General features: G+C 72.4%; 22 protein-coding genes. 12 read left to right on the top strand and 10 right to left on the bottom strand.

Annotated elements, in window-relative coordinates; all coding sequences use genetic code 11:
• The first annotated feature begins 74 nt into the window (after positions 1 to 74).
• A complete protein-coding gene (locus tag ACZ607_RS08405; RefSeq protein ID WP_469733043.1) occupies positions 75 to 806 on the top strand; it encodes a CDP-alcohol phosphatidyltransferase family protein in 732 nt (243 codons plus the stop codon).
• Here the strand turns inward: ACZ607_RS08405 and ACZ607_RS08400 are convergent.
• Positions 775 to 1,224 carry an FAD synthase family protein gene (locus ACZ607_RS08400; protein WP_469733041.1) on the bottom strand — a complete coding sequence of 150 codons (450 nt, stop codon included), beginning with the start codon at positions 1,222 to 1,224 and terminating at the stop codon, positions 775 to 777. The genes ACZ607_RS08405 and ACZ607_RS08400 overlap by 32 nt on opposite strands.
• 166 nt (positions 1,225 to 1,390) lie before the next feature.
• Here ACZ607_RS08400 and ACZ607_RS08395 point away from each other — a divergent pair, with 166 nt between their 5' ends.
• From ACZ607_RS08395 to ACZ607_RS08385, 3 genes are read left to right on the top strand one after another with little or no spacing between them, the layout of a single operon-like run.
• Positions 1,391 to 2,701: a glycosyltransferase gene (locus ACZ607_RS08395; protein ID WP_469733431.1), complete on the top strand. Its 1,311-nt coding sequence runs from the start codon at positions 1,391 to 1,393 to the stop codon at positions 2,699 to 2,701.
• Positions 2,698 to 4,383, top strand: coding sequence for a P-loop NTPase family protein (locus tag ACZ607_RS08390; protein ID WP_469733039.1), 1,686 nt, complete (start codon positions 2,698 to 2,700; stop codon positions 4,381 to 4,383). The genes ACZ607_RS08395 and ACZ607_RS08390 overlap by 4 nt, the downstream gene beginning before the upstream one ends.
• Entirely contained in the window at positions 4,380 to 5,618 is a 1,239-nt protein-coding gene (locus tag ACZ607_RS08385) for an MATE family efflux transporter (protein WP_469733037.1), read from the top strand. Before ACZ607_RS08390 ends, ACZ607_RS08385 begins: the two co-directional genes overlap by 4 nt.
• On the opposite strand, the gene ACZ607_RS08380 is transcribed toward ACZ607_RS08385, so the two are convergent.
• The gene (locus ACZ607_RS08380; protein WP_469733035.1) at positions 5,587 to 7,101 is read right to left on the bottom strand and encodes a hypothetical protein; all 1,515 of its coding nucleotides are present in this window, start codon (positions 7,099 to 7,101) and stop codon (positions 5,587 to 5,589) included. The genes ACZ607_RS08385 and ACZ607_RS08380 overlap by 32 nt on opposite strands.
• 122 nt (positions 7,102 to 7,223) lie before the next feature.
• On the opposite strand from ACZ607_RS08380, the gene ACZ607_RS08375 reads away from it, so the two are divergent.
• Positions 7,224 to 8,381: a glycosyltransferase gene (locus ACZ607_RS08375; protein WP_469733033.1), complete on the top strand. Its 1,158-nt coding sequence runs from the start codon at positions 7,224 to 7,226 to the stop codon at positions 8,379 to 8,381.
• An 11-nt stretch (positions 8,382 to 8,392) separates the two neighbouring features.
• On the opposite strand, the gene ACZ607_RS08370 is transcribed toward ACZ607_RS08375, so the two are convergent.
• Genes ACZ607_RS08370 through gmd form a run of 5 tightly spaced genes read right to left on the bottom strand, consistent with a single transcriptional unit; the run spans position 8,393 to position 13,500 of the window.
• Entirely contained in the window at positions 8,393 to 9,220 is an 828-nt protein-coding gene (locus ACZ607_RS08370) for a glycosyltransferase family 2 protein (RefSeq protein ID WP_469733031.1), read from the bottom strand.
• Positions 9,217 to 9,906, bottom strand: coding sequence for a hypothetical protein (locus tag ACZ607_RS08365; protein WP_469733029.1), 690 nt, complete (start codon positions 9,904 to 9,906; stop codon positions 9,217 to 9,219). Before ACZ607_RS08365 ends, ACZ607_RS08370 begins: the two co-directional genes overlap by 4 nt.
• Complete coding sequence (locus ACZ607_RS08360; RefSeq protein WP_469733027.1) at positions 9,903 to 12,158, bottom strand: LamG-like jellyroll fold domain-containing protein; 2,256 nt, start codon at positions 12,156 to 12,158, stop codon at positions 9,903 to 9,905. The genes ACZ607_RS08365 and ACZ607_RS08360 overlap by 4 nt, the downstream gene beginning before the upstream one ends.
• The gene (locus ACZ607_RS08355; protein ID WP_469733025.1) at positions 12,155 to 12,490 is read right to left on the bottom strand and encodes a hypothetical protein; all 336 of its coding nucleotides are present in this window, start codon (positions 12,488 to 12,490) and stop codon (positions 12,155 to 12,157) included. Before ACZ607_RS08355 ends, ACZ607_RS08360 begins: the two co-directional genes overlap by 4 nt.
• Positions 12,487 to 13,500 (bottom strand): GDP-mannose 4,6-dehydratase, encoded by a 1,014-nt coding sequence (gene gmd, locus ACZ607_RS08350; RefSeq protein WP_469733023.1) that lies wholly within the window; start codon positions 13,498 to 13,500, stop codon positions 12,487 to 12,489. The genes ACZ607_RS08355 and gmd overlap by 4 nt, the downstream gene beginning before the upstream one ends.
• A 115-nt stretch (positions 13,501 to 13,615) precedes the next feature.
• On the opposite strand from gmd, the gene ACZ607_RS08345 reads away from it, so the two are divergent.
• Positions 13,616 to 14,599 carry a GDP-L-fucose synthase family protein gene (locus tag ACZ607_RS08345; RefSeq protein ID WP_469733021.1) on the top strand — a complete coding sequence of 328 codons (984 nt, stop codon included), beginning with the start codon at positions 13,616 to 13,618 and terminating at the stop codon, positions 14,597 to 14,599.
• A 72-nt stretch (positions 14,600 to 14,671) separates the two neighbouring features.
• On the opposite strand, the gene ACZ607_RS08340 is transcribed toward ACZ607_RS08345, so the two are convergent.
• Positions 14,672 to 16,219: a sugar transferase gene (locus ACZ607_RS08340; RefSeq protein WP_469733019.1), complete on the bottom strand. Its 1,548-nt coding sequence runs from the start codon at positions 16,217 to 16,219 to the stop codon at positions 14,672 to 14,674.
• Between the two features lie 202 nt (positions 16,220 to 16,421).
• On the opposite strand from ACZ607_RS08340, the gene ACZ607_RS08335 reads away from it, so the two are divergent.
• A complete protein-coding gene (locus tag ACZ607_RS08335) occupies positions 16,422 to 16,799 on the top strand; it encodes an ankyrin repeat domain-containing protein (protein ID WP_469733017.1) in 378 nt (125 codons plus the stop codon).
• Between the two features lie 69 nt (positions 16,800 to 16,868).
• On the opposite strand, the gene ACZ607_RS08330 is transcribed toward ACZ607_RS08335, so the two are convergent.
• Together ACZ607_RS08330 and ACZ607_RS08325 are read right to left on the bottom strand one after the other, a co-directional pair.
• On the bottom strand, positions 16,869 to 18,341 hold the full coding sequence (locus ACZ607_RS08330) for a catalase (RefSeq protein ID WP_469733429.1): 1,473 nt from the start codon (positions 18,339 to 18,341) through the stop codon (positions 16,869 to 16,871).
• 25 nt (positions 18,342 to 18,366) lie between these two features.
• Positions 18,367 to 18,813 (bottom strand): Fur family transcriptional regulator, encoded by a 447-nt coding sequence (locus ACZ607_RS08325; RefSeq protein ID WP_469733016.1) that lies wholly within the window; start codon positions 18,811 to 18,813, stop codon positions 18,367 to 18,369.
• Positions 18,814 to 18,945: 132 nt separating this feature from the next.
• On the opposite strand from ACZ607_RS08325, the gene ACZ607_RS08320 reads away from it, so the two are divergent.
• The 5 genes from ACZ607_RS08320 to ACZ607_RS08300 all read left to right on the top strand — a co-directional run bounded on the left by ACZ607_RS08320 (position 18,946) and on the right by ACZ607_RS08300 (position 24,473).
• A complete protein-coding gene (locus ACZ607_RS08320; RefSeq protein ID WP_469733014.1) occupies positions 18,946 to 20,433 on the top strand; it encodes an AlkA N-terminal domain-containing protein in 1,488 nt (495 codons plus the stop codon).
• Positions 20,434 to 20,513: 80 nt separating this feature from the next.
• Positions 20,514 to 21,023: a methylated-DNA--[protein]-cysteine S-methyltransferase gene (locus ACZ607_RS08315; RefSeq protein ID WP_469733013.1), complete on the top strand. Its 510-nt coding sequence runs from the start codon at positions 20,514 to 20,516 to the stop codon at positions 21,021 to 21,023.
• Positions 21,024 to 21,133: 110 nt separating this feature from the next.
• A complete protein-coding gene (locus ACZ607_RS08310; RefSeq protein ID WP_469733011.1) occupies positions 21,134 to 21,652 on the top strand; it encodes a hypothetical protein in 519 nt (172 codons plus the stop codon).
• On the top strand, positions 21,652 to 23,046 hold the full coding sequence (locus ACZ607_RS08305) for a hypothetical protein (RefSeq protein ID WP_469733009.1): 1,395 nt from the start codon (positions 21,652 to 21,654) through the stop codon (positions 23,044 to 23,046). The genes ACZ607_RS08310 and ACZ607_RS08305 overlap by 1 nt, the downstream gene beginning before the upstream one ends.
• The gene (locus tag ACZ607_RS08300) at positions 23,043 to 24,473 is read left to right on the top strand and encodes a vWA domain-containing protein (protein ID WP_469733007.1); all 1,431 of its coding nucleotides are present in this window, start codon (positions 23,043 to 23,045) and stop codon (positions 24,471 to 24,473) included. The genes ACZ607_RS08305 and ACZ607_RS08300 overlap by 4 nt, the downstream gene beginning before the upstream one ends.
• The last annotated feature ends 5 nt before the right edge of the window (positions 24,474 to 24,478 follow it).

The raw sequence follows: 24,478 nt of genomic DNA, 5'->3' as shown, positions 1-24,478 counted from the left end.
CCTCCCGGTATCCCCACGCCTCGCACATGTTTTCTGCGATGATGCGGCGGCAATCACCGGGCGCTGGGGGGCGTATGGGAAGCACGGGTACGGTGCTGCGCGAACTGCGCGGCGCACAGAAGTCGTCCAAGGGTGTCTCGCTCTACTCGCGGTACGTGAACCGCCCGGCCGGACGGCTGCTCGCCGCCGGTGCGTTCCGAGCGGGGCTGACGCCCAATCAGGTCACCCTGGTCAGCGCCGCGTTCACCTTCACGGCGATCGCGGCCGTGGCGCTCGTGGAACCGTCCTGGTGGCTCGGCGCCGCCGTCTGGGCGGGTCTGCTCGTCGGCTTCGCCTTCGACTCGGCCGACGGGCAGCTCGCGCGTCTGACGGGGCGGGGCGGACCGGACGGCGAGTGGCTCGACCATGTCGTGGACTGCGCGAAGATGATCCTCGTCCACAGCGCCGTGCTGATCGCGTTCCACCGGTTCGGCGCCCTGCCCGGTGAGGGCTGGCTGCTGCTGCCGCTCGGGTTCCTCTTCGTCGCCGTGCTCACCTTCTGCGCGGGACTGCTGCGGGAACAGCTCGGCAAGGCCGCGGTCCGCGCCGCGCCGGAACCCGTGCCCGCCGGTGCCCCGGTGTCCCGGATCCGGGCCGTGGCGCTGCTGCCCGCGGACTACGGGGTCTTCTGCCTGGTCTTCCTGCTGCTCGGCGCACCCGGCGCCTTCCGGGCCGGGTACGCCGTCCTGGCGGCCGTGCACGCGCTGTTCCTCGTGGCGTTCCTGGCCAAGTGGTTCAGGGAGCTGAAAGCGCTCCGGGCCGGCTGACGAGCACGTCCAGTGCCCGGCGCAGCTGGGTGCTGGACGTGTGCACCGTGTACGGGAAGTAGACGACCTCCACCCCGACCTCGGCGAAGTCGCGCTCCAGGCGTTCGCCCTTCTCCGTGCCGCGCCAGTCGTCGCCCTTGAAGATGACGTCGAAGCGGACCTGCTGCCAGGTCTCGACCTTGTCCGGAACGGTCTCCACGAACGCCGCGTCCACGTAGCGCACGCTGCGGACGATCTCCAGCCGCTCGGGCAGCGGGATCACCGGGGCGTGGCCCTTGGCCAGCGCCGCCATCTCGTCGGAGACGACCCCGGCCACCAGGTAGTCGCACTGGCTGCGGGCGTGCCGCAGGATGTTGAGGTGGCCGACGTGGAACAGGTCGTACACCCCCGGCGCGTAACCGACTCTGTGCTGCACCATCCGTTCTCTCCCCCCACGGCGGAACTGGTTCAACGACCTTACTGTGAAGAACACTTGTGCATCCCGTGAACGGATAAGCTCGGAGGAAGGGCTGTTCCGGGGGGAAGGCGATCATCCGTTGTCCGCTGCTGAGCATCTGAGGCCGTTCGAAAACCGCAGACTTCTCGTGGTCTCCACCAACTACGCCCCCGAGCTGACGGGCATCGGCCCGTACGCCACACAGCTCGCCGAGCACTGGGCGGCGTCCGGGGCCAGGACCGAGGTGCTGGCCGGCATGCCGCACTACCCCGCCTGGCGCGTGGACGAGCGCTACCGGGGTGCCTGGCGGAGGGAGGAGAGCCGCGAGGGGGTGCGGGTCCACCGCCGCCGTCACTATGTACCGACCCGTCAGACCGCCCTGAGACGCGGTGTGTTCGAGGCGTCCGTGCTGCTCCACGGGATGCTCGCGCCGCCGCCCGGACGCTTCGACGCGGTGGTCTCCCAGATGCCGAGCCTCGCGGGCGGCGTCCTCGCCGCCCGGCTGGCGCGCCGCCAGGGTGTGCCCCACATACCCGTCGTCCAGGACCTGATGGGCGCGGCCGCCGCGCAGAGCGGCATCCGAGGGGGAGGCAGGGCGGCGGAGGCCGCCGCGAAGGCCGAGCGCCACGCCCTGCGCGGCGCGGCCCTCGTCGGGGTCATCCACGAGAGCTTCGTGGAGGGCGTCACCGCCCTCGGGGTGGACCCCGGCCGGATCAGGATCGTCCCCAACTGGACGCATGTACGCAGCCCTTCGGCGGACCGGGCCGCCACCCGGGCCCGCCTGGGATGGGCCGAGGACACGCCGGTACTGCTGCACTCGGGGAACATGGGCCTCAAGCAGGGGCTCGACGTCCTGGTCGGCCTGGCACGGCTGGCCCCGGACATCCGGGTCGTCCTGATGGGCGACGGGAACCAGCGCGACGGACTGCGCGAGCGGGCCGCGGGCCTGCCCAACCTCGACTTCCTCCCGCCGGCGGGCGCGGACGACTTCACCGATGTGCTCGCCGCCGCCGACGTCCTCGCGGTGACCCAGCGGGCCTCCGTGCTGGACATGAGCGTGCCGTCCAAGCTCACCTCGTACTTCGTCTCCGGACGCCCCGTCGTCGCCTCCGTGGCCGACCGGGGCGGTACGGCCGACGAGGTGCGGCGTTCGGGCGCGGGTGTCCTCGTGGCGCCCGAAAACCCGGCCGCGCTCCTCACCGCCGTACGCCGGCTCGCCGCCGATCCGGTGGCGGCGGACGCGCTGGGAGCGCACGGCCCGCGGTACGTCGCGGAGCACCTGAGCAGGGAGGCGGGGCTCGCCCGCTTCGACGCCCTGCTCACCGAGGCACTCGCGGACGCCGGTACCGGGACCGGGGCAGGACGGGCCGGGTCCGGGCCGGCCAGGTCAGGTCGGGCCGGCTCCGGGCAGTCCGGCTCCGGGCCGGCCGGGGACACCGAAGGGGGAGCACGCCGATGACGCATCAGATCCGTCCCGTGGACGACCAGGACGAACCGGCTCTGCTCCGGGACCAGTTCCGCCAGCTCCTGCGCTACCGCGCCCTGCTGGCCGGAGGCGTCCTCGTGGGCCTCATCGGCGGTGGGTTCCTCGCCCTGAGCGGTGACGACACCTACACGGCCGCCGGTGAGGTGCAGGTGCGCTCCGCGACCGCCGACCCCTTCGCCACCGGGGCCTCCGCCGACAAGGGCATCAACATCGGCTCCGAACGGCAGACCGCCGTCAGCGACACCGTGGGCGACCTGGCCGCCGGGACCCTGCTCAAGAAGGGCGACGACGTCACCGCCCGGAAGCTGCTGGCCGGGCTCCAGGTCACCAACCCGCCCAACACCCTCACCCTCCGCTTCTCCTACACCGGGGCCACCCCCGAGCAGGCCCGCTCCCGCGCCGAAGCCCTGGCCAACGCCTACCTCGCGCACCGCAAGGCGCGTACCGAGGAAAGCATCGAGAACATGGCCGACGGCTACCGCGCCCAGCTCACACCGCTGGAGGAGAAGCGCGACCTGCTGGAGGAGCGGACCGGGGTCGACGCCGCGGACGACGTCAGCAGCGCCCGCGCCAACATCATCGTCTCCATCTCCGAGCTGAGCCGGAAGATCTCCGAGCTCAAGGCGCTCGACACCACCCCCGGCTACCTCAACAAGAAGCCCGTCGCCCCCACCGAGCCCGCCGGCGCCGGACTGCCGCTGCTCCTCGGGCTCGGCGGTGTCGTCGGCCTCGCCCTCGGACTCCTGCTGTCCTGGGTCCGCCTCGTCTTCGACCCCGCCGTACGCTCCCCCCGTGAGCTGGTCCGCTCGCTCGGGGCCCCGCTGCTCGGCACGCTGCCCAGGGAACGCGCGGCGGCGGGCACGCTGCTCGCGATCGGGCGCAGCGGTTCACGGCTCGCCGAGGAGTACCGCGCGGTCGCCTTCCGGCTCGCCTACGACCCGTCGTTCGCGGAGCGACGCCGGCTCCTCGTCACCGCCCCGCGCGGCGACGACACGGCCGCGAAGGCCGCGGCCGTCAACCTGGCCGCGGCCTTCGCCGAGATGGGCCGTGACGTCCTGCTCGTCGAGGCCGATCTGCGCACCCCCTCCCTCGCCCATGACCTGGGACCGGCCGCCCACGAGGTCCGGCCGCCGCGCTGGGCGGCCGACGACGGCGACCGGGGCTGGCCCGCCGGCGGCCGCTCCAACGTGGACGTGCCCGGCTCGGGGGCCTTCGCCCTGGTGGCCGGGGTCACCGCGGACAACGTGCCCCGCGCCCTGACCTCCGCGTCCGTCGGCCGGATCGTCGCCGAGGCCGACCGCCCCGGCGCCGTCGTCATCGTCCTCGCCCCGCCGGTGCTGTCGTACGCCGACGCGGTCGCCCTCGTCGACCGCGTCGAGGGCGTCATGGTCGTCTGCGACCCCCGCGAGGTGCACCGCAGCGACCTCGAACGCATCCGCGAGATCATCGGCGCCTCCGGCGGCTCGGTGCTCGGCGCGCTGCTCCACACCGGCCGGGGCAGGCTGCGCCGCGCGGACCGCCGGCACAAGTCCTCCCGGCGCCGCACCGGCGGCCCGGGCGGACCGGCCGCCGCCGCCGACGCGCCGGAGATCACCGGAAGCCCCGACGAGACCATGGGACTGCGCTCCTTCACGCTCCCGGGGGCGCGCCGGTGAGAGCCCGCACCGCGATCCTCTGCTCGGTCGCGGACCAGGGCGTGGCGGCGCTCACCAACATCCTGGTGCTGGTGGCCGCCGCCCGGCTCTCCACCGTGGGGGACTTCGCCCGCTTCTCCGCGGTCTACCTCGTCTTCACGGTGCTGCTGGGCGTCTCCGGCGCCTACACGGGGCAGCCGCTGGTCCTGCGGCGCGGCGGCGGTGCGGACACCCGGGGTGCCTGCCGCTCGGCCGTCGTGTTCACCCTCGGGGCCTCGACCGTCCTCGGCGCCCTGACGGCCGCCGTCTGCCTGTTCGTCCCCGGGGACACCGCCCGCGCCCTGCTGGCCCTCGGCCTGGTCCTGCCGGTGGTGCTGGGACAGGACACCCTGCGTTACGCCTTCTCCACGCTCCAGCGGCCCCAACTCGCCCTGACCTCCGACCTGGTGCGGCTGGGCTGCGTGCTCGGCGCCCTGGCCGCCCAGGAGTACGGGGCCGCACCGGCGCGGCTGATCGCGGTCTGGGGGCTGTCCGCCCTGCCGGCCCTCCTGCTGTCCGCCGTACTGCTGCACCGCGCGACCGCCGGGGCCCCGCTGCTGCTGCGCCCGATGCTGCGGCGCGGCCACCTCGGACAGCGCTTCACCGTCGAGTTCGGCGTCGGCAACGCGACCAGCCAGCTCTCCGTCCTCGGCCTCGGCGCCGTCGGCAACCCGCTCCTGGTCGGCGCCCTGCGCGGCGCGACCACCCTGTTCGGCCCGCTGAACGTGCTCTTCACCTCCGCCACCTCCTTCGGCCCGCCGCTGCTCGGCCGGATCGACGAGGAGCGGCGCCGTGTGCGGGCCACCGCGGGACTCGCCGCCGTCCTCGCCGCCACCGCCGCCCTCTGGGCCGGCGCCCTGGCCCTGCTGCCCGAACGCGCGGGCCGCCAGCTCCTCGGCGACACCTGGCCGACGGCCGCCGCCCTGCTCCCGGCGACCGGCAGCCAGTACGCGGCGATGGCCGTCGGCACCTGCGGACTGCTCGCCCTGCGCATGCTCGACCCGCGTACGACCCTCAGCATCCAGGTCGTCTTCTCGCTCACCGCCGTGGCCCTGATGGCCGGGGGCTATGCCATCGGCGGCGTCCCCGGGGCCGCCTGGGGGCTCGCTCTCGGATCGCTCTGCAAGGCCGCCGCCACCTGGACCCGGGTCGCCCGGCTGCGCCGCCGGAGCACGGCGGACGCCCTCAGCGCCGACGCGCTGCCCGCCGCTCCCTGAACGTCGTGATCAGCACCAGACACAGGGCGCCGATCGCCAGCTTCCCCGCGGCCTGGAGCAGCGGACCGCGCAGCAGGATGAAGGTGTACCCGGCGATCAGGGGTGCCGCGATCGCCAGGACGCTGCCAGGACCGGGGCCCGCCCGGGTGACGGCCAGCGCATACCGGCGGTCGGTACGGGCCGCCGCGTAGCCGATCAGGGCCAGGCCGCCGATCATGCCGGACGCGCCGAAGTCGACCCAGAACTCGGTCCACAGCGGAGCCGACAGGTTGGTCATGTTCATCCCCATCCACTCGCCGACGCGGACCCCCGTGTCCTCCGGCTTCCCGCTCCACACCGCCCTGGGGACGAAGAAGAGCGCGGAGCCCGCGAGTTGGCGGCCGTACGTGTGGCCCCGGGTGTCCACCCAGGAGATGGTGTTGGCGAACATCACCGTCTGGTCGTAGTCCTTGGTGGCCAACGGCTCGAAGACGGAGGCCGACTGCACGGGCCGGTACCCCTCGTCGTCGTAACGGAAGCGGTCCGCGTACGGGAACAGCACCAGGGCGCCCACCACGCCCATGGCCAGCACCGAGCGGTACATCGCCGCGCTGCTCGGGAACGCGGTGAACAGCAGCGACACCAGCACCGTCAGGAACCAGTAACGGGCGTTGGAAACCGGGTTGTTCACGACCAGGTTGACGGCCGCCAGCGCCACCCACACCAGCACCGTCGACGGCGAGCGCCGCGCCCGCCGCGAGGTCACCAGACGCCGGGTGAAGAAGAGGAGCGCCAGCAGCGCGGGGACGGTCCCGAAGCCCTTCAGGAACGCGGAGCCGACGTTCGACTCCGCCGACGCCACCCCGCTCTGCGCCACCGTGTCACTGATCTCCTGACGGCTGGAGAAGAACACCGCGGGCCCGCCGAGCTTCAGTACGTAGTAGCCGCTCGCCAGCAGCGCGAACACCACCAGCAGCCGCAGCCTGACCGGATGGGCCACGGCCGGCCCTCCCGCCGTACGGGAAGGCGCGCGCCGCCGCAGCGGACGGCGCGAGGCCAGCAGTGCCCCCAGGTCGAAGGCCGCACACCCCACCAGGATCATCGCGATCGCCGTCACCAGGTCCGCGCGCGGCCCCACCATCGGGGTCGGGGTCTGCCCGATCACCACCTGCGCGAACGGCGCGACCCCCATGGCGATGTACACGAACATCCAGAAGACGCCCTGGAGCAGCCGTCGTCGCGTGGACAGGATCATCGTGGCGAGCCGGGCCCCGGAGTAGCACGTCAGGACGAGCTGAAGCCAGTAGGCGGTGTCCCTGACCCCGGAACCGGGCTGGGCGGCGATCACCGCGGGGAGGAAGACGACCAGGCCCAGGATGAGCGGCACGGACAGCGCCCGCGAGAGCATCGCCCACGTCAACGGCCTGGCCGGCGGCTCGTCCTGCGGACGCGGGGCACCCCCCGGGGCGGCGACGGCCCCCACCGACTCGTGCACGGACGTCATCGACCCCCCGATCGCCGGCCCCGAGAGCCCCCCTGGCCCACGAACACCTTAACGAACAGGCCCACTTGGGGTGAGGTGATGACTAGTCTGTGAACAGTCGGCCGAGGTTGAGGGGAACCCTGGTGAAGATCCTGCACATCGTCACGCTGCACACTCCGGACCACGCGTTCGGCGGTCCGACCCGGGTCGCGCTCAACCTGTCCAAAGCGCAGCGCGCCGGCGGCGACGACGCCCGCATCATGGCACTCGGCGACGGCTTCGGGGGTGCCCTGCCGGACACGGTCGAAGGGGTGCCCGTCCACCTCTTCCAGGCCCGCCACCTGCTCCCGGTGTTCGAGGTCAGCGGCATCACCTCCGGCGCCCTGCTGCGCGCCGCGCGCCGCATGATGCGCGGCGCCGACCTCGTCCACGTCCACCTGATGCGCGACCTCGTGACCCTGCCCGCCGCGCTCCTCGCGCTGGCCACCCGCACCCCCCTCGTCGTCCAGACCCACGGCATGGTCGACCCGACCGAGAAACGCGTCGCCCAGCTCACCGATCTGCTGGGCGTCCGCACGGTGCTGCGCCGCGCCGACGCCGTGCTCCACCTCACCGAGGCCGAGCGCCTCGACGTGAACGCGGTCGCCGCGCCGGTCGCCCTCACCAACACCGTCAGGCTCGTCAACGGCGTACACCCGCAGGAGCGCAAGCCCGCCCGTGACGGGAACCGCCCGCCGACCGTGCTCTTCCTCGCCCGCGTCCAGGAGCGCAAGCGGCCCGAGGACTTCGTCGCGGCGATGCCGGCCGTCCTGGCCCGCCACCCCGACGCCCGGTTCGTCCTCGCGGGACCGGACACCGGCGCCCTGCCCGGCACGCTGGCGCTCGCCCGCAGGCTCGGCGTCATGGACTCGCTGGACCATGTGGGCCCCCTCGGCCACGAGGAGGTGCTCGCCGCAGGCCGGCAGGCCGATGTGTACGTCCTGCCGTCCATCGAGGAGCCCCTCGGCGTCTCGGTCCTGGAGGCCATGTCCGTCGGCACGCCCGCCGTCATCACCCGGACCTGCGGACTCGGCCCCGACGTGGCCGGGGCAGGGGCGGGCCGGGTCATCGACAGCCGCGTCGGTGAGGACGCGGAGAACGCCCGCAAGGTCGCCGGAGCGGTCCTGGAACTGCTGGAGCCCGAGGCCAACGACCGTGCGGGCAAAGCCGCGTGGAACCTCGTCAACGAGCACTTCACCATCGAGGCCGTGACCCGGACCCTCCGGAAGACCTACGAGGACGTGGTCCGCCGGAGGGCGTGAGCCGGACTACCTCAACCCGTCTTCCCCTCACGGGACTTCAGCGCGATCTGCCAGCGGTAGAAGCTCATCGCCAGCGCGAAGTCCAGGCCGGCGCGTCCGTCGAGGAAGCCCCGCCGGTAGACGTACATGTAGGCGAAGGACACCAGCGGTTTGAACGGCGCCTTGTGGAAGAGCTGCCCCTGACGGGACTTCACCTTCCGCACCTGCTCCTTGACGTCGGGGTGGTGCTCCAGCCACGCCTCCCAGTCCGAGTAGCGGTTGTGCCGCTCGAACCAGGCGGTGACGGGATCCAGGTCCTGGTGCTCGATGGGGTTGCTCAGCGCCTCGGCCGTCGTCGCGACCGGCTGGTAGTGCCCCTCGACCTCCCCGATCCCGGGCGCCGCGAGGTCACCGACCTCCGGGTAGTAGCACCTGGTCCGGTCGGTCAGGGACCGCTTGCGGATCGTGTAGCCGTGCCGCAGCCGCTTCCCGGAGAACCAGTAGCCCAGCGGGATGTCGTACGCCGCCGGCTTCGGGCTCTCCCGGTCGGCGAAGATCCTCCGGAGCTCCGCCAGCAGGCCGGGGCTCAGCCGCTCGTCACCGTCGAGCAGCAGGATCCAGTCCAGATCCGTCCGGACGTTCTCCAGGCACCACTGCTTCTTGCGCGGGTGCCCGCCGTCCCAGGTGTACGTGACCACTTCGGCGCCGCACTCCTCGGCGATCTTCGCCGTGTCGTCGGTGCTGTGGGAGTCCACCACGACGACCGCCTCGAAGTGGCCCAGGACCGACTTCACGGCCTCGGCGATGTTCAGCCCCTCGTTCTTCGTGGGGATCGCGACGGCGATGGGCAGCTTGCTCATCCGTTGTCTCCTTGCGGCAGCCAGGCGTAGCAGCCTGTGGAGGTGAAGGTGCGGGCGGCCCTGGTGACGGTGACGGTGCCGGACGAGCCCGACGCCAGCTCCTTGCCCCCCGCACCGGTCAGCTGCCAGCTGCAGGCGTCGGTGGGGGAGGGCGCGCGGTAGCGTCCCGCCCTGAGCAGCTTGCCGGTGTGGGTGCCGTCGGCGTACCCGAGGGCGGCCTCGTCGACGAGGTCCTGGTGCTGGGGGCAGAGGTGGGTCACGGCCGGCTCCGCGCCGGTGACCTCGCCGGAGACGATGGCGGCGACGGCGATGTCCCGGTCGGCCTTGACGAGATAGCGGAGCCGGTCGCAGGTCTCCTGGCCCGTCTGGAGCACCGCGGCCGGGTCCATCCCCTTCGGCACACGGTCGGTCAGGTACTCCTTCTGCTTCTCCGTGAACGTGCCCGTGACCGGGGCGAGTTCCCCGGCGGGCGCCTTCGGCGTACTGCCGGTCCCGCGTGGTCCCGGAGGCGTCGTCGGGCTCCCTGACGGCGTGGGGGAGACCGCCGCCGCGACGGACGGCGTACGGCCGGCCGCGGCGGCGGTGCCCCCGTCACCGGACCCGCCGGACCCGCCGGACGAGCCGCAGGCGGCCAGCACCGCCGTCGCCAGGGCGACGGCGGCACCGGCCAGGAACGGGTGTCTCATTGAGCGTTCCTCAGTGCGTAGTGCGCGCTGACCTGGGAAGCGCTCAGCGCGGTCGGGTAGACGGCGGTCTCGTCGATCTGGCCGGCGAAGAAGTTGCTGGTCGGACGGTTCGGCCAGTTGGCCAGGTTGTCGCCGCCGACCCGCCAGTACCCCGGGTAGTTCTCGTTGCCGGTGTAGAGGAAGTTGGAGGCCCGCAGCTGCCCGTCGACGTACAGCGCCATGCCACCGGTGCCCTGGGTGGCGACGACATGGTGCCAGTTGCCGTCGTTGAAGGCCCCGGTCGTGGTGACCGTGCGGTAGCCGCCGCTGTAGACCCCGAAGACCAGCCGCCCGTTGTTGGCCATGTAGACCTGCTTGTCGTAGCGGGTGCTGTTCTGCATGGTCAGATTGCCGAACCCGATGATCTTGCCGCCCCTGGCCGTGGTGGTCTTGATCCAGGTCTCCACGGAGAAGCGGGTGGGCTGGGCGTGCCGCTTGTTGCTGTACGCGTACTCGGCGGCGCCGTCGAAGCCGATCGCGGTCGAGCTGCCCGCGATCGCCGCCGGGGTCTGCCGGTAGGCGGGGGCGTTGCGCAGGAAGCCGTTGTTCAGGCCGCCCGTGGTGTCGGCGGCGAAGGTCGAGGTGCCCTCGTCGTAGCGCCAGTACAGCGAGGCGCCGTCGGACAGCACCCGGGCCGGATAGGGCTGGGCGGAGGCCGTGACGGTCGCCGACTGGGCGGGGGACTTGGCACTGGTGTTGGTGCCGTCGCTCGCCGTGATGCGGTACGAGTGGGTCTCGCCCACCGCCACATCGGTGTCCGTCCACTTCAGCTGCGGGCGGTCCCAGAAGAGCGAGTAGCCCGTGACGGTGTGCACGGGTGTGCTCGCGCCGTCCTTGTAGATCCGGTACGTCAGCTCCCCGTCGTCGGTGTCGAAGCTGGTCTGCCACTGGACGTCGATCCGCCCCGGCGTGACCGTGGAGAGACTGACGTTGGGCACCCAGGGCGCCCCGGTGTCCGGCCCGTCGGCGAAGCGGGTCAGCCCCTGCTGGCCGGCGCCGTTGACGGTGGTGAACTCCCCGCCGACCCAGAGGTAGTGGTGGCCGCCCTTGTCGGTCTGCGCCATCACCCGGGGCCCGACCGGCTCGCCGATGCCGTCGTTGGTGTCCGGGAACCAGGGCAGGAGCGTCGGGTCGTCGACGGACTGGGCCAGCAGATGCTTGCGCGGCTGATCGGGGAACTCGTTCATGCTGGCGCAGTCATGGGCGTGGCTCCCGCTGTACAGCACACCCGAGTGGACCAGGACGGCCTGCGTCGCGCCCAGGCAGGTGTCACGCCAGCGCTGCTGGTAGTCGTCGAGGTCGATGGCGATCCTGCCGTCGAACACCCCGCCGCCGGTGCCCTCGTTGGCGGTGTACAGCCCGGTCGCGTCCGTCGTGAGGTCCTGGACCGTCGAGGTGTTGGGGATGAAGCCCGGATAGCTCTTGGTGAGCGCTCCGGTCGTGGCGTCGACCACGGCCAGGGCGTGCGAGGAGGTGCCGTTCACGGTGAAGAAGTCACCGCCGAGCGCCACGTGCTGCCCGTCCGGGGTCACCTGCACGGCCCGCGCCACCTCGTCGGCGTTGGCCGTCCACGGGAGCAGCGCCGCGCCCGTGGTGACGGCGGCGAACTTGTTCCTCGTCTGCCCGCCCACATTGTTGAAGTCACCGGCCAGATAGACGGTGTCCGCGGTGACGTCGAGGGCCCGTACGGTCGCCGATACCGAGATCTTGAAGTTCTGGCGGGGCGTGCAGGTCGCGGTGTCGATCGCCACGATGTTGCTGACGCCCACCCCGTTGACCGCGCCGAACTGCCCGCCCGCGTACAGGGTCCCGCCGTCCGGCGAGAGGGCGAGCGCCCGTACGGTGGCGGTCCCCGAGGACAGGGTGAACGACAGGCTGCACCCGGTGGGCGCACCCGTCGCCGCGTCGAACGCCGCGAAGTTGACGGCGGGTTCCTCCGAGGTGCCGGCCGCCGCACCCGGCGGCCGGACGGTGGAGAACGTGCCGCCCGCGTAGACGACGCCGTCCGTCGCGGCCATCGACCAGACGATGCCGTTGGTCTGCCAGGTGGTGAGATCGTCCGCGGTGAGCGAGACCGGCGGTGTCAGCGACGCCGCGGGGGAGGCGCCGGCCGCTGTCGCGGTCAGGGCTCCGGCGAACAGGCAGAGCGCGGCGGAGGCGGCCCGCACACGGCCGCTTCCCCCGGTTCTCCGCCCCGAGCTTGCGTTCATCATTCAACTCCGAAGGTGAGGACGAGCTGCGGCCGGTGGGCCGCGGTTGCCTCGCCCGACCGGATGCGGGGACTGACCGTCCCGCTGCCGGCCGGGGCGAGTGAGGTGACGGAGCCCGGGGCGCCGTCCTGTGCGGACGCGTCCCGCTCCACCGGGTGGCCGGTGGAGCGGGAGAGCGCGCCGGTGATGGTCCCCGGCACGGGCTCGGAGAGCGCCGGCCGGGTGTCGTGGGTGGTACGGAGGGCGCGCCGCGCGCCCTTGGGCACCTGGCCCGCCGGAGCCGGCGGCAGGGTGGAGCGCGGGACGCCGGCCCGGGTACGTCCGGGCCTGTTCACCGGTCCACCCGGACCGCCGACCCCGTGAGCTGGTCGCTCAGCAGCCGGATGTCGGCGTCGACCATGATCCGGGCCAGCTCGCGCGACTTCACCTCAGGCTTCCAGCCGAGGAGTTCCTCCGCCTTGGACGCGTCCCCGATCAGCGCGTCGACCTCGCTGGGACGCTCGTACTTCGGGTCGTAGCGCACATGCTCGGCCCAGTCGAGGCCCGCGTGCTCGAAGGCGTACTCCAGGAACTGCCGGACGCTGACCCCCTCACCGGTGGCCACCACGTAGTCGTCGGGGGTGTCGCACTGGAGCATCCGCCACATCGCCTCGACGTACTCGGGGGCGTACCCCCAGTCGCGTACGGCGTCGAGGTTGCCCAGATGCAGCCGGTCCTGCAGACCCGCCTTGATCCTGGCCACCCCGCGGGTGATCTTCCGGGTCACGAAGGTCTCGCCCCGACGCGGGGACTCGTGGTTGAACAGGATGCCGTTGGTGGCGAACATCCCGTACGCCTCGCGGTAGTTGACCGTCGCCCAGTACGAGTACACCTTGGCCACGCTGTACGGGCTGCGCGGGTGGAACGGCGTCGCCTCGTTCTGCGGGGGCGGGCTCGCGCCGAACATCTCCGAGGAGGACGCCTGGTAGACCCGGGTCTCGATGCGGCTGGCCCGGATCGCCTCCAGCAGCCGGACCGTACCGAGCCCCGTGACGTCCCCGGTGTACAGCGGCGCGTCGAAGGAGACCCGGACGTGGGACTGCGCGCCGAGGTTGTAGACCTCGTCGGGCTGGACGTCCCGCAGCAGGTTCACCAGCGCGACCCCGTCGGAGAGGTCGGCGTGATGGAGGACGAAGGAACGATTCGCTTCCTCGGGCCCCTGATAGATGTGGTCGATCCGCTCCGTGTTGAAGCTCGACGAGCGGCGTATCAGGCCGTGGACCGTGTACCCCTTCTCGAGCAGCAGCTCCGCCAGGTACGAACCGTCCTGTCCGGTCACGCCGGTGATGAGTGCGGTTCTTGCCATGACTCCCCCCTTCTGTGGCCGCCCTTCGGGCGGTTCGGTTCACCGAAATATCTGTATCTGAGCGGAATGCGGCAAAGAGTCACCCGGGTGCCGGGCTGCTGGCAGAATCCGGGCCATGACGACTGACCTCTCCGGACCGTCCCGGGAATCCGCCCGTCCCCTGCTGCGCCCCGGCGCCCGCATATTCGTCGCGGGCCACCGCGGCCTCGTGGGTTCGGCCCTGGTGCGTCGCCTCACCGCCGACGGCCACGACGTGATCACCCGAGGCCGGGACGAGCTCGACCTGCGCGAGGCCGCGCCGACCGAGGCGTTCCTGCGTGAGACCCGCCCGGACGCCGTGGTGCTGGCCGCCGCCAAGGTGGGCGGGATCATGGCCAACAGCACGCGTCCGGTGCAGTTCCTGGAGGACAACCTCCGGATCCAGCTCGCCGTGATCGCGGGCGCGCACGCCGCCGGGGTCGAGCGGCTGCTCTTCCTCGGCTCGTCGTGCATCTACCCCAAGCACGCCCCTCAGCCGATCCCCGAGGACGCGCTCCTCACGGGCCCCCTGGAGCCGACCAACGAGGCCTATGCGCTGGCCAAGATCGCCGGGATCGTGCAGGTCCAGTCGTACCGCCGGCAGTACGGCGCCTCGTACATCAGCGCCATGCCCACCAATCTCTACGGCCCCGGGGACAACTTCGACCTGGAGACCTCCCACGTCCTGCCCGCCCTGATCCGCCGCTTCCACGAGGCGAAGCGGGACGGCGCGGACGAGGTCACCCTGTGGGGATCCGGCAGCCCCCGCCGTGAGTTCCTCCACGTCGACGACCTCGCCGCCGCCTGCGTACGGCTGCTGGAGGTGTACGACGGCGCCGAACCGGTCAACGTCGGCTGCGGCGAGGACCTCACCATCCGCGAACTCGCCGAAACCGTACGGGATGTGACGGAGTACCAGGGCGCCATCGTCTGGGACACCTCGAAGCCCGACGGCACCCCGCGCAAGCTCCTCGACGTGTCCCGGCTCTCCTCCCTCGGCTTCGAACCGCAGATCCCGCTGCGGGACGGCATCGCCCGCACCTACGCCTGGTGGCTCGGCCGGAACGCCCCCCGGGGCTGACGCTCCGGCCGGACGGCCGCGGCCCGCGTCCGACCCGTGCACGCCGGTCTCCTCGTGTCCCCCCACCACGTCTCAGTACGCCCCGCGGCCGTCGGTGACGGCGCGCACCGTGCGCGCCAGGAGCCCCATGTCCGTGGCCACCGACCAGTTGTCGACGTACCAGAGGTCCAACGAGACCGTCTCCTGCCAGGAGAGGTCCGACCGCCCGCTGACCTGCCACAGACCCGTCAGGCCCGGCCGCACCGCGAGCCGCCGCAGCTCCCGTTCGTCGTAGCGCGACACCTCCTCCGGCAGCGGCGGACGGGGGCCGACCAGGGACATGTCACCCCGCAGCACGTTGAGGAGCTGAGGCAGCTCGTCCACGGACGTACGGCGCAGGGCGTGGCCGATGCGCGTCACCCGGGGGTCGCGGCGCATCTTGAACATCGGGCCGTCACTCTCGTTCGCCACCGAGAGCTGCTCCCTGCGGGACTCCGCGTCCGCCACCATCGTGCGGAACTTCCACATGGTGAACGGCCTGTTGTGCCGGCCGTGGCGGGTCTGGCGGTGGAAGACCGGCCCCGGCGACGAGAGCCGCACGGCCAGCGCCACCGCGAAGAGGAGGGGTGCGAGCACCAGCAGCCCGAGCGCGGCGCCGGCCCGGTCCACGACGGTCTTGAGCACGGCCTGCGGGCCGCCCCGCAGCGGAGGTGCGACATGCAGCAGGGTCAGTCCGGCGGCGGAGGCGGGCCGCACCCGCGCCGCTGCGATCCCCGACAGGTCCGAGAGCACGCAGAGGGCGAGACCGCCGTCGTGCAGGCCCCACGCCAGCCGGCGCAGCCGGTCGTCGTCGAGCTGGGGACCGGGCGCGACGAGCACCAGATCCGCGTCGTGGGCGAAGGCGCCGCCCAGCACCGTGGACACGTCGTCGTCGGCCGGCCGGGGCGCCAGCCGCCCCGTCACGGGTGTCCCGCAGTCCGGCGCCGCCGGACCCACCGGAATCACGGCCACCGCGGTGTACGGGTGGTCCTCCCGGGAGCCGAGCAGGCCCACCGCCCGGTCCAGTCCCGCCGCCTCGCCGACCACCAGGACCCGGCGCGCCCCCCCTCGCCCCGCGGTCTTGCGTAACCCCGTGGCCCCGGCGAGCACGGCCACGGCCAGTCCGGGCACCAGTGCCGCGACAGCGGTCGCCGGGTCGAGGCCACCGCCCGTCACGGCCAGCAGCACCGCCAGTAACCCGACGAGGACCAGCCAGTCGCCCGAGGAGGCGCGGGCCGCCCCGGACACCTCTCCCGGCAGCCGCCGCTCGTACCGGCCGCGCGCCGCGCGCACCCCGGTCCAGACGAGCGCGGCCGACGTCGCGGCGGCCAGGGGCCCCGGCTGGTCGCCGGCCCGCAGCACGAGCCAGGCGGGAACTCCCAGGCCCAGCAGATCGGTCAGGACGAGGAAGGGCACACGCGGACCGGACGGCTTCTTCGCCCGTGGTCTCTCCGCGTGATCGCGCTCAACGGTCGTCGGGGTGCTCCACACTCTCTCCGGAGCCACCGTGCGGTTCCGGGAAGCGGCGGTACGCGGTCGTGGTGCTCCCGCGAGCCCGACAGGCCCGGATATATCCGATTCAGGTATTTCGACATGCCCCATGAACCCCCCAGCCACAGTTGCATCCCCACAAACGGGGCGCATCCGCCGATCCCATGGACAGACGGATGCGCCCTCGCTCGGTGCACGATATCCACACACGTGCCATTTCGCTGGAGTTCCCGTGAAGTTCAGACACAGCGGACGATGTGATCAGTCTCGCCCTCTCCGGAGGGTTGGAGGGGCGCACACCTAGAGTGGAGGTATGGAACCGCTTTCCGAGGAACAGACCCGTCAGCTCGTCGCGATCGTGACGGACCTGGCCAGGCAGGGGCGTACGCCGGAGCTCCTGGAGTTCTTCGACCACGGGCTGCCCGTCGACGTCCAGGACCCCGAGGGCAACACCCCTCTCATGCTCGCCGCGTACCACGGGCACACCGGGACGGTCCGGGCGCTCGTCGGGCGCGGCGCCGACGTCGACCTGCGTAACGCCAGGGACCAGTCACCGGTGGCGGGCGCCCTGTTCAAGGGTGAGGACGCGATCGTCGCGGCGCTGGTCGAGGCGGGCGCCGACCTGGACGCGGGGACCCCGAGCGCGCGGGCCACGGCGGAGATGTTCGGGCGGACGGCGCTGCTGAAGTAGCCGCCACCGCACGCGTGAGGGCCCGGGGCGGCGAACCGCCGCCCCGGGCCCTCACGTACTGCCGGTGGTTCAGGCCTGCTTGGAGGCCTTCAGGGCCTCGATGGCCTTGCGCACACCCTCGCCGTAGGCCGGGTCGGCCTGCGTGCAGTGGTTGATGTGGCGCTCGACGGTGGCCTGGGAGGCACCGTCGATGGCCCGCGCGGTGTTGCCGAAGAGGGCGTCCTGCTCCTCCGGCGTCATCCCGCGGAACAGGTTCCCCGGCTGCTCGAAGTAGTTGTCGTCGTCCTCGCGGTAGTCGAACCGGTCGGCCGCGGCGCCGTCGAGCGCCAGACCCGGCTCGGCGAACTGCGGCTGCTCCGCCCAGCGGCCGTAGCTGTTCGGGGTGTAACCGGGGACGGCGCCCTGGTTGCCGTCCACGCGCAGCTGGCCGTCGCGGTGGTAGGTGTTGACGTTCTTCGCGCCGCGGGGCTGGTTCACCGGGATCTGGTGGTGGTTGACCCCGACGCGGTAGCGGGCCGCGTCACCGTACGAGAACAGCCGGCCCTGCAGCATGCGGTCGGGCGAGGCGCCCACGCCGGGCACGAGGTTGGCCGGGGTGAAGGCGGCCTGCTCCACGTCGGCGAAGTAGTTCTCCGGGTTGCGGTTGAGCTCGAACTCGCCGACCTCGATGAGCGGGTAGTCCTTCTTGGACCAGACCTTGGTGAGGTCGAACGGGTGGTAGCGGTACGTCGCGGCGTCCGCCTCCGGCATGACCTGGATGTAGAAGGTCCACTTCGGGTGGTCGCCGCGCTCGATGGCGTCGAACAGGTCCGCCTGCGAGGACTCGCGGTCGTCGGCGACGATCGCGGCGGCCTCCTCGTCGGTCAGGTTCTTGATGCCCTGCTGCGTGCGGAAGTGGAACTTCACCCAGAAGCGCTCGTTGCTCTCGTTGATGAACGAGTACGTGTGGGATCCGAAGCCGTGCATGTGACGGTAGCCGTCGGGGATGCCGCGGTCCGACATCACGATGGTGATCTGGTGCAGGGCCTCGGGGAGGTTGGTCCAGAAGTCCCAGTTGTTCTCCGCCGACCGCAGGTTGGTGCGCGGGTCGCGCTTCACGGCGCGGTTCAGGTCGGGGAAGTGGTGGGGGTCGCGGTGGAAGAAGACCGGCGTGTTGTTGCCGACGACGTCCCAGTTGCCCTCCTCCGTGTAGAAGCGGAGGGCGAAACCGCGGATGTCGCGCTCGGCGTCCGCCGCGCCGCGCTCGCCGGCGACGGTCGAGAACCGGGCGAAGACCTCCGTCTCCTTGCCGACCTCGGAGAAGAGGGCGGCACGGGAGTAACGGGTGATGTCCTGCGTCACCTTGAAGGTGCCGAAGGCGCCGGATCCCTTGGCGTGCATACGACGCTCCGGGATGACCTCGCGGCTGAAGTGGGCGAGTTTCTCCAGGAACCAGACGTCCTGGAGCAGCATCGGCCCGCGCGGACCGGCGGTGACGGCGTTCTCGTTGTTCGCGACCGGTGCGCCGGCGGCAGTCGTCAGCGGCTTCGTGTTGTCAGAAATTGTCCTGCTCCTCCGTGTGAAGACTTCAATGCACCGACTCCGGATCCTGTCGGCCACGCGCGGTCCGGCAACCGGGGCACAGGCCCCAGTACGTGACCTCCACGTGGTCGATGGCGAACCCGTGGTCCTGGGGCGTCCCTGGACGCGGAGAGCCCTGGGGGGCATCGACATCGGCGATCGTGCCGCACGAGCGGCACACGACGTGCTGATGGCCGTCCCGGGACTGTCCCTCGTACCGCGCCGGAGAGTTCGGCAGGTCGATCCGCCGCGCCAGTCCGGCGTCGACGAGCGTCCTGAGTACGTCGTAGACGGCTTGGGTCGAGACCGCGCCGATGCGTGTACGTACCAGGGTGAGGAGGGTACTGACATCGGAGTGCGGGGCCTCGTGGACCGCCGAGAGCACGGCGACCCTGGGACGGGTCACCCGCAACGACGCTCCCCGCAGGAGCGTCCTGGCCTCGGTTTCGATCACGTACGCAGTCAACCACTTTTCTGGAATGATTCCAATGAAAGACTGGAACCAGTTCTGGGGAGCGGGGTGTACAGGGAGCGTGGTGTCCGATTCCCGCCAGCTCCCGGCGCGTGGATGACGCATCCTTGAACCATGACCAGCGACGACAGCAGGTACGAGGCGGTGACGAGCCGCGACGCCCGGTTCGACGGCGAGTTCTTCTTCGCCGTGTCCACGACGGGGATCTACTGCCGCCCGAGCTGTCCGGCCACCACCCCCAACCGCCGGAACGTGACCTTCTTCCCGACGGCGGCCGCCGCCCAGAGCGGCGGATTCCGCGCCTGCCGGCGCTGCCGCCCGGACGCGGTGCCCGGCTCGGCGGACTGGAACGCCCGCGCCGATCTGGTGGGCCGCGCGATGCGGCTGATCGGCGACGGGGTCGTCGACCGCGAGGGCGTGGCCGGGCTGGCCGCACGCCTGGGCTACAGCGCCCGCCAGGTGCAGCGCCAGCTGAACGCCGAGGTCGGCGCGGGACCCATCGCGCTGGCCCGCGCCCAGCGGGCGCACACCGCGCGCGTCCTGCTCCAGACCACCACCCTGCAGGCCGCCGACGTGGCCTTCGCGGCGGGTTTCGCCAGCGTGCGGCAGTTCAACGACACCGTGCGGGAGATCTACGCGCTCACCCCGGGCGAGCTCCGCGCCGCCCGGCCCGGCCGCTCCTCGCGCTACGGTTCCGTCGGCGCCGCCGACGGGGCCGGGGGAGTGCCGCTGCGGCTCGCCCACCGGGGGCCGTACGCGGCGGCCGAGATCTTCGACCACCTCGCGGCCCGCGCCCTCACCGGCATCGAGGAGATGGCCGGCGCGCGGGGCGACCGCACCTACCGGCGCACCCTGCGCCTGCCGCACGGCACCGGCATCGCCGAGGTCCACGAGTGGACCGGCGAGGGCTGGCTGGAGTGCCGGCTGCACCTGGGGGACCTGCGCGATCTGACGACCGCGACCCAGCGGATGCGCCGCCTCTTCGACCTGGACGCCGACCCCCACGCCGTCGCCGAACGCCTCGGCGCGGATCCCGCGCTGGCCCCGCTCGTCGCCCGTACGCCCGGACTGCGGGCCCCCGGAGCCGCCGACGTCCATGAACTCGCCGTCCGGGCCGTCCTCGGCCAGCAGGTCTCCGTGGCCGCGGGACGCCGGCTCGGCAGCGCGCTGGTGGCGGCCTACGGCGCGCCCCTCCAGGTGCCCAGCGGCGCCCTGACCCGTACGTTCCCCGATCCCGGGGAGCTGGCCGAAGCCGGCCTGGAGGAGCTCGGGGCGCCGGCCTCCCGGCGCGCCACCCTGCGTGCCGTCGCCGCCGCGCTGGCCGACGGGCGGATCGCGCTCGACCCGGGCGCCGACCGCGACCGGGCCGAGAAGGAGCTCCTGGCGCTGCGGGGCGTCGGCCCCTGGACGGCCGGCTACATCCGCATGCGGGCGCTCGGCGACCCCGACGTCCTGCTGACCGGCGACGCGGCTCTCCGGGCGGGCCTGCGGCACACCGGTGCCGACGCGGTGGACGCCGAGGACTGGCGCCCCTGGCGTACGTACGCCCTGCACCACCTCTGGAACGCCACCGCCGGCCGGCCGCGTCCGGTGGCGGCGTGACGTCCGAATCCCGCCAGCCGTATCGCCCCGCATCCCGCACGCCCGACGTACACGACGCACCACCCGGAAGGACCACGACCATGACGCTCCACACCACGATCGACAGCCCGCTCGGCGAACTGCTCCTGGTGGGCGAGGAATCGGCCACCGCACCGGGCGGCACCGCCCTCGCCTCGCTCTCCGTGCCGGGCCAGAAGGGCGGCGCCACGGTCCAGGACGGCTGGACGGAGAGCCCGGAGGCCTTCACCGTGATCGCGGACGAGCTCCGCGCGTACTTCGAGGGCAGCCGGACCCGCTTCGGCATCGAGTACACCGCCGGCCGCGGCACCGACTTCCAGCGCCGCGTCTGGAAGGCCCTGGAGGACATCCCGTACGGCACCACGCTCAGCTACGGCGAGATCGCCGCGCGGATCGGCGCCTCGCGCGCGGCGGTGCGCTCCGTCGGCACCGCGATCGGCGCCAACCCGCTGCTGGTCGTACGCCCCTGTCACCGGGTGATCGGCGCGAGCGGCGCCCTCACCGGCTACTCGGGCGGCCTCGACCGCAAGAGGCGGCTCCTGGACCTGGAGAACCACCACCGCGCCGTCTGAACGGCTGCGCCTCCACACCTTCCACGGCCTCCCCGGGCCGCGTTGTCAGTGCACGCCAGTAGGTTCGTCCGTGTTCCGTCGATCCGGCGGGAACACCCCCTCAGCTGTGCATGGGAGATGGCGCGTTGTCCGATTGGGAGAGGTCGAGCAAGGCCCGGGTGATACCACCCGCGAGGCCGCGCAAGCTCGCCAAGGTTCCGTTCGTCGAGCTGGCCGACGGGCGCCTGCAAGGTGTGGTATCCAGCGGCTCCGACATCGGGCGGGTCTACGTCTCGTCCGTCGCCACGGGCACCTACGCCTTCGCGTGCAGCACCAACAACAACCGGCCCTGCGGCGGTGCGCGCGGATCGTTCTGCAACCACATCGGCGCCCTGATCAACGAGGCGGTCCTCCAGTACGGAGCCGAGCGCGTCGTCCGGTACCTGAGGGCCGAGGTCCCGGAGGGTGAGGTGGACGGTGCCGTGCTGGCCTCCGCCATGCGGAGCACCCGGCCCCCGGCGGACGTGACCAAGGCCGCCGCCTCCGTCTTCAGCCGCTTCCTGCGCCACCTGGCCTACCTCGAACACCCGCCGGTCACGGCGCCGTTGCCCGAGATGCAGTTCTTCCCGCCGACCCGGGCGGTGGCCTGATGCACACCGGACCGCTCACCGAACCCGTCGACGGACTGGACGATGCGCTGGAGGCCGTCGACGCCTTCGACCGGACGCTCGTCGCCGGGCTGCTCCGCCCCCAGGCCGACGGTGCCGCGGGCCCCACGCGGCTCGCCGACGCCGTGGCGGGGACACCCCTGGCCGCCAGGGTCGCCGAGGCGGCGGCGAAGGCGGCCGCCGGAGCGGCGGACGAGGACCACTTCGTGGCCCTGGCCGCCGCCCGGACCGCGCTGCTCGGCTCCGTCCACGACGCACTGCTGGCCCGCGTCGAGGAGGCGGCCGGCCGTACGCGCGGCGCGGACACCGCACCGGACGCCGCCGGACGGCCGCAGGCCGCCAATCTGCTCACGGCCGCCCGCGCCTGGCTCTCGGACCTGGCGCGCTGCGGATGGCAGGGCCTCGACCACGAGGTGGTGTCCGGGGCGGCCGAGGTCGTGTCCGCGATGCTCCCCGACCCGTCCCACCGCCGTCTGGCGGCACTCCTCGACGGTTTCGCCGCCGAACTCGCCGCGTCCTGCCCCGGCGCGTCGGCGGAGCGCTTCCCGGTACGCCGATGGGCCGACCTGTGGTCGCGCGGGATGCTGCTGACGGTGCCGGGAGCCGCCGTCACGCCCGTGGCCGGGACCGTCGACGGACGGCTGCTGCCCCTCGGCATCGACGTGACGGAGCACGCGACCGCCGCCCAGGCACAGGTGCACGCCGTCCTCGAACCCGCCGACGGATCCGCGCCCCGCCTGGTGCGCGCGGCGGTGTCGGTGCCGAAGCCCGACACCGTCGTCGGGGCCGGGATCTGGCAGCTGCTGCGCCCGCACATGTCACTCCTCGCGGCCGCCGGAGAGGGCCGCTCGATGGACCTCACCGGAATGCCGGTCACCGCCGAGGGCGACCTCCTCTGGAGCGACGAGCACGCCCGCCCGGGGGAGCCCGCCGAGGCGTTCGCCACCGCCCGCGTGGCCCTGCCCACCGCGACCGCCCCGGTGACCGCGCCCCTGGACCGGCACCCCGCGCGCATCGCCGTCCCCGTCTTCCTGGAGGGCTACACCGCCAGGACGGACGACGAGGGACGGCTGACCTTCACGGTCGCCGGGACCGAACTGGCCGTGGACACCGACCGGATCCCCGTCGCGGGGCCGCTCACCCCCGAAGCCGTCGCCAGGTCCGGTGCGTGCATCGCGCTGATCCGCTGGGACGCCGGCGCGTTCGGTGTGCAGCCGCTCGCCGTCGAGACGACGGTGCGGAAGAAGGTGACCCCGGTGCATGCCAGCGCCTGGGCCGGGGGAACGGCCGACAAGGCCGGGGCCAGGGCCGAGAAGGCGGCCACCGACGCCGCGAAGGTGCTGAACGAACGCGCGGGAAGGCTGCTGCGGAAATGACCGGACAGCAGAGTCCCGGCGCGACCGGACCCGTCTCGCACGACAACCGCCGCCAGGTCATGTACTGGCGCCTCCTCGCCCGGCTCTTCGACCACGAGGAGCAGGCATCCCTGGAGTCCGCGAGCCTCGCCGTGGTCGAGGACATCGGCCTGCCGGCCAAGCTGCTGGACCCCCAGGCGTCCGTCGACTCCGTGGTGCAGCGCCATCCCGAGCTGGCGGCCGAGTTCGACGGCCTGATGGTGCCGGAGGAGGAAGGGGAGGCGGAGGAGGAGGTCGAGGACGGCGACCCCCGGGACCGTGCCGCCGAGGTGCGGCGCGCCGCGCTCGTGTCGAAGGTCCTGCTGAACGTCTTCCACGACCCGCCCGGCACCGTCACCGCCGACCAGTTGTCCCGCTGGCAGTCCGACGCCGGCTGGCTGGAGCGCGCCCTCGGCTGCCGGCCGGGCGAGCTCCGCGGCGGACGCCAGGGAGGGATGACGGCCGCCCCGACCGGCACGGGCGGCGGAGGCAGGACCCCCGACCTCAGCCGGCTCATCCCCGAGATCGGCCCGGAGCTCGGCTCCATCGAGGCCGGGCTCGTCAAGCGCATGCGGCTGCGTGAGGTGCTCGCCGACCCCCGGCTCGCCGGGCAGCTGACACCCAGCATGTCCCTGATCGAGCAGCTGCTGCGCGACAAGGACAACCTCTCCGGTGTGGCGCTCGCCAACGCCAAGGCGCTGATCCGCCGCTTCGTCGACGAGGTCGCGGAGGTCCTGCGTACACAGGTCGAGAAGTCGACCGTCGGCGCCCTGGACCGTTCGGTGCCGCCCAAGCGGGTCTTCCGCAACCTGGACCTGGACCGCACGATCTGGAAGAACCTCACCAACTGGAGCCCCGAGGAGGAACGGCTCTACGTCGACCGCCTCTTCTACCGCCACACCGCGCGCAGGACCACACCTCAGCGGCTGATCGTGGTCGTCGACCAGTCGGGGTCGATGGTGGACTCCATGGTCAACTGCACCATCCTGGCCTCGATCTTCGCGGGACTGCCCAAGGTGGACGTCCACCTCATCGCGTACGACACCCAGGCGCTCGACCTCACCCCGTGGGTGCACGACCCGTTCGAGACCCTGCTGCGCACCAACCTCGGCGGCGGCACCGACGGCACGGTCGCCATGGCACTGGCCCAGCCGAAGATCGCCGAGCCCCGCAACACCGTCGTGGTGTGGATCTCGGACTTCTACGAATGGCAGTCCGAGCCGCTCTTCGAGAGCATGGCCGCCATCCACCGCTCCGGAGCCAAGTTCATACCGGTCGGCTCCGTGACCAGCTCCGGCCGCGCCAGCGTCAACCCGTGGTTCCGCGAGCGGTTCAAGGACCAGGGGACACCGGTCCTCTCCGGCCACATACGCAAGCTCGTCCACGAGCTCAAGACCTTCCTGACCTGAGGCTC

This window comes from Streptomyces sp. NPDC104381 (assembly GCF_055583745.1).
Note: the sequence above shows the minus strand (reverse complement) of the source record. Positions and strands in the feature narration are given on the sequence as shown.